3 protein-coding genes are annotated in these 4377 nt (G+C 65.1%); all 3 read left to right on the top strand.

Annotated features, from left to right (window positions below):
* A partial coding sequence (locus LzC2_RS20385) for a carboxy terminal-processing peptidase (protein ID WP_315854764.1) occupies positions 1-2205 on the top strand: 2205 nt, incomplete at its 5' end.
* Positions 2206-2337: 132 nt separating this feature from the next.
* Positions 2338-3429, top strand: a complete 1092-nt coding sequence (locus LzC2_RS20380; RefSeq protein ID WP_171189869.1) for an ABC transporter ATP-binding protein — start codon at positions 2338-2340, stop codon at positions 3427-3429.
* Between the two features lie 8 nt (positions 3430-3437).
* Positions 3438-4247 carry an ABC transporter permease gene (locus LzC2_RS20375; RefSeq protein ID WP_171189868.1) on the top strand — a complete coding sequence of 270 codons (810 nt, stop codon included), beginning with the start codon at positions 3438-3440 and terminating at the stop codon, positions 4245-4247.
* Positions 4248-4377: the final 130 nt, after the last annotated feature.

Here is a 4377-nt window from a genome sequence, read left to right as displayed (position 1 = left end):
CCCCCGCACCGGACGCCCCCCGTGATCGAACCTCGCCCCGCAACGCCGTCCCGCGTTCCCGCATCGACGGGCGCCACGCAGACGGGTGGGAAGGCGTACGGCGTGCGCCCTTGGCGGGCCGTGTTGATCGCCGCGTCCCTGACCGTCGCCGTCGGACTCGCGGGTTCGCTGTTCGCCCAGAACGAACGCGGAGACACGACCCGGGCCGATGCCACCACCGCCCGGATGGCGGCGGAGTTGCTGGACCGGTATCACGTCTCCGGCGCGTCGATCGACAACGAGACCTCCAAGCAGCTGTTCGCCCGCTTCTTTGAGTCGCTCGACCCGGCGAAGCTGTACTTCGAGCAGTCGGATCTGGACGCCTTCGCCCGCTACGAAACGCAATTGGACGATGCCGTCCGCCGCGGCGACCTGACCTTCGTCAACGCCGTCTACGACCGCTATCAGGAACGGCTGTCGCAGCGGGTCGCGTTCGCCCAACGGCTGATCGACAGCCAGTTTGATTTCACCGTGGACGAGTCGATCGTCTCCGACCCGGATGACATCGCCTGGGCGGCCTCGCCGGCGGAGATGAACGAACGCTGGCGGAAACGCATCAAATACGATGTGCTGCAACTGACGCTGGAAGACGAGGACATCAAGGACATCCGCGAGCGGCTGCACAAGCGGTACAGCAACTTGATGAGCATCCAGCAGCAGATCGAACCGGCGGACAAGCTGGAGACCTTCATCACCGCGTTGGCGATGACGTTCGACCCGCACAGCTCTTTCATGAGCGAAAAGACGCTGGAGGACTTCCAGATCTCGATGAACCTCTCGCTGGAGGGCATCGGCGCCGCGCTGCAGAACGAAGACGGCTACGTCACGGTCAAGCAAATCATCCAGGGCGGCGCCGCTGAGGAAGACGGGCGGCTCGGGCTGGAAGATAAGATCATCGGCGTCGCCCAGGGAGGCGAAGCCGAATTCACGGACGTGGTCGAAATGCGGATCGGCAACGTCGTTCGCCTGATCCGCGGCGAATCCGGCACGGTCGTGCGGCTGCAGGTGATGCCCGCCGACGGCGGCGAGGTCGAAGTCATCGAACTGAAGCGCCGCAAGATCGAGTTGAAGGACTCCGCCGTCCGCGGCGAGATCTATGAGCTGCAGGAACGGCTCGGCGAGGACGCGCCTCCGCTGCGGATCGGCGTCATCAACATCCCCAGCTTCTACCGCGACTTCGCCGGGGCCAACGCCGGCGTGGAAGGGTTCTCCAGCACCAGCCGCGATGTTCTCAAGGCGTTGCAGGAGTTCCGCGACGCCGGCGGCGTGGACGGCGTGATCGTCGATCTGCGTTACGACGGCGGCGGCGCTCTCACCGAGGCCATCGAAGTCACCGGCCTGTTCATCGATCAGGGTCCGGTCGTGCAGGTCAAAGATCCCGCCGGCAAGATCGAGGTGCATCATGACGAACGCCCGGACGTCGCCTACGGCGGCCCGCTGGTGGTCGTCACCAATCGCCTCAGCGCCAGCGCCAGCGAAATCTTCGCCGGCGCCATTAAGGATTACGGCCGCGGCATCATCGTCGGGGACGAAACGACCCACGGTAAAGGCACCGTGCAGAACGTCATGCCGGTCCCGCCGAAGCAGTTGTTCAACCTCATCGGCAACGCCTCGCAGGGAGCGCTGAAGCTGACGATTCAGCAGTTCTATCGGGTCAACGGCGACAGCACCCAGAACTTGGGCGTCCGCAGCGATGTCGTGCTGCCGGACATGCTCGATCACATGGAACTGGGCGAGCAGTTCCTCGACAACGCTTTGGAGTTCGATCGCATCGCCGCGGCGGACTTCAAGCCGGTGCCGATGGCCAGCCCGGCGATCGCCGCCCGCTTGCAGGAGTCCAGCAAGGTCCGCGTCGACGCCGACCCGGAGTTCGCCAAGATCCTCAAGCGGATCGAGCGTTACGAGCGCGATAAGGAACGGAAGACGGTCTCCCTCAACGAAGCCGAGCGCCGCAAGGAGCGGGCCGAGTTGAAGGCGTTGGCCGATGAGGACGAGGACGAGGAGGAGCGGCAGCCCGGTCCCGGCGAGGGCCCCGTGCTGCCGGAGGGCGCCTACAACGACGAAGTGCTGCGGGTCACTGCGGACTACGTCCAGATGTTCAAGAACGCCGCCACCGCCCAGCGGGCGACGCCGAATCAGCCGACGATCCAAACGCCCGGTTCCTGATTCCGCAGTCGCGGCGCGTTGAGTGTTTGCATGCAGCGTCCCGGTCCCGCAGTGGGATCGGGACGCTGTCCGTTTCGGGGTCCGCCCGCGTCGCGGGGCGGTTCTTTCCGTTGTGGCCGTTAGACTGTCGTCATGTCCGTCGCCGCCCCGGAGGCCCCCGCCGATGAGGCCCGTCCGACCTCTACCCCGCTGCGCAGCGAGGCCGCGATCGAAGCGCGCGGGCTGACGAAGACCTACCGCGTCTACCGCAAGCGCGAAGGCTTGCTCGCCGGCGTCGGCGGTCTGTTTCGGCGGGAATACAACGAGGTGCACGCCGTCCGCGACGTCTCGTTTCGGGTCGAGCCGGGGGAGATGTTGGCGTTCCTCGGTCCGAACGGCGCCGGCAAAACGACGACGCTGAAGTTGCTCGCCGGGCTGATCCACCCCAGCGCCGGCGAGGCGTCCGTCCTCGGCTACACCCCGTGGGAGCGGGCGAACGCCTACCGCCGCCGGTTCAGCTTGGTGATGGGGCAGAAGAACCAACTGTGGTGGGATCTGCCGGCGCAGGAATCGTTCAACCTCCACCGAGAGATCTACAACGTCCCCGCCGCGGAGTTCTCAAAGCGGTTGGACGAACTGGTCGACCTGCTGAAGGTCCGCAAGTTGATCGGTCAGCCGGTGCGGGAACTGTCGCTGGGCGAGCGAATGCGGATGGAGTTGATCGCCGCCCTGCTCCACGCCCCGGAGGTGCTGTTTCTGGACGAACCGACGATTGGGCTGGATGTCGTCAGTCAGCGCACGGTGCAGACGTTCCTCAAGACGTATCAGGCCGAGCGCGGCACCACCGTGGTGCTGACCAGTCACTACATGAAAGACGTGGAAGCCCTCTGCGAGCGGGCGGTGATTATCGACGACGGCAAACTGCGACACGACGGGCCGTTGAGCGAGATCGTGGAGCGATTCAGCACCCATAAGATCATCGAACTTTCCTTCGCTGGGGAGGTGCCGAACGACCTGGAACGCTACGGCACGCCGCTGAAGGCCGTCGCTCCGCGGGCCCGGATCGAGGTGGCCCGAGCGGAGATCCCCCGCGTGCTGGCCGACCTGCTGGACCGGCACCGCATCGAAGACGTGAGCGTCAACGATCGCCCGCTGGAAGAGGTGATCGCGGATCTCTTCGGCGAACACGACGCCGAAGACGAGGCCGCGGAGCGCGCCCTCGCCGACCGTGAGCTCTCGGCGTAGGGAGCGCGATGTCGATCCGATTGAACTGGTGGATTCTCAAAACCGCGATGGCGGAGCGGTTGGCGTACCGGGCGGACTTCGCCTTCAGCACGCTGGTCCGGTTCCTGCCGATCGTCACGCAGATCTTTCTGTGGACCGCGGTGTACGCCGGGTCGAAGTCGGAGAGTTTGAACGGCTATTCGCTGCCGGAGATGGTCAGCTATTACCTGCTGGCGATGGTCGGCCGGGCGTTCAGCAGCATGCCGGGGCTGGCGAGCGGCATCGCGAGGGACGTGCGGGAGGGGGTGATCAAGAAATATCTCACCCAGCCGATCGATATGCTCGGTTATCTGTTCGTGCACCGGGTAGCGCATAAGCTGGTCTACTACATGGTGGCGGCGGGGCCGTTCGCGCTGGTGTTCTGGCTCTGCCGCGACTATCTACCGGCGTGGCCGGGGATCGAGATCTTCGCCGCGTTTCTGGCCAGTCTGGGTCTGGCGTTCGCGATCGGATTTCTGATCGAAAGCCTGATCGGGCTGGTCAGTTTCTGGTTCCTGGAAGTCAGCAGCCTGCTGTTCATCTATATGATGCTGAACTACTTCCTCAGCGGGCACATGATCCCGCTGGACTGGCTGCCGGAGCCGGTGACCGCGGTCGTGATCTGGTTGCCGTTCAAATATTTGGCGTACGTTCCGGCGGCGATTTTCTTGGGGAAATACGATCCGGACGAACTGCCCGCCGTGCTGCTGACCGGCGCCGCTTGGGCGATCGGATTGTTGATCGTGAACCGCATCGCGTTCCGCCGGGGCGTGCGGCGTTACGGGGCGTTCGGGGGATGAGCTTCGAGCGAACCCCGGGCGAGCGGGGGGCGTCAGTCCCCTGAGAGCCTGAAAGTCTGCTGGCCCTCAATACTCAGGGGGCTGACGCCTCCCGCTCGCCTACACTCTCCCCCCCGCCGTGCGACCCGCC

It is taken from the genome of Alienimonas chondri (assembly GCF_013036045.1).
Taxonomy (GTDB): Bacteria; Planctomycetota; Planctomycetia; order Planctomycetales; family Planctomycetaceae; genus Alienimonas; species Alienimonas chondri.
The sequence above is the reverse complement of the archived record's forward strand: the minus strand, read 5'-3'. Positions and strand labels throughout refer to the sequence as shown.